Below are 572 nucleotides of genomic sequence, written 5' to 3'. Positions count from 1 at the left end.
GTTACCAATGGCTCTTTACCAAAACCTTTTAAATTTGGCTTTTTATCCCGTTGGTTACAATCGGATCTTTTGAATGTCATCGAACAAGCGAAACAGCAACGTTATAACGACGTGGCATAAAAAAACCTTGTCACGTAAGGACGGACAAGGCTTTCTCAAACTCATCAATCTAGAGATAGCACAATCCGTCCTATGACGCAATGTTATAGGATTTAAAATGATGTGTTCTTTTAAGAATGCGCAAGGTATCACACGTGCCTTGCGTGGGGTTTGGCATGGGCGTTATGGACTTGCTCATTGCCCTGCTCATGATGATAGGCTGCCTAGTTTATCTATTTCTAATGGAAATGATGGGCGTCTTTTACTCTATTGTTATGCTGGTTGCTCTTTTAGAGAGATCATACAAGCGCTTATTAGAATTGGATTGCTTGGAAAACAAGCTTATGATCATACGCTTTCTTTCTCAAAACAGTTTTGTGCTGATCTCAAACGAGTAAAACAGAAAGCAGAGAGAGCAAAAGCAATTTGGCAACAAAGCCAACCAATCAAAAATACTTTAGCAGAAACCTATT

At 39.3% G+C, this 572-nt stretch carries 2 pseudogenes; both read left to right on the top strand.

Features of this window, described 5'->3' with window-relative positions:
- Window positions 1-120 (top strand): annotated as a pseudogene (locus ACFIM8_RS09420) (DNA-binding protein); the annotation flags it as partial.
- A 97-nt stretch (window positions 121-217) separates the two neighbouring features.
- A pseudogene (locus ACFIM8_RS09415) lies at window positions 218-572 on the top strand (virulence-associated protein E); the annotation flags it as partial.

The sequence above is a fragment of the Bartonella sp. AC535YNZD genome, assembly GCF_042196625.1.
Lineage (GTDB): Bacteria > Pseudomonadota > Alphaproteobacteria > Rhizobiales > Rhizobiaceae > Bartonella.
Note: the sequence above shows the minus strand (reverse complement) of the source record. Positions and strands in the feature narration are given on the sequence as shown.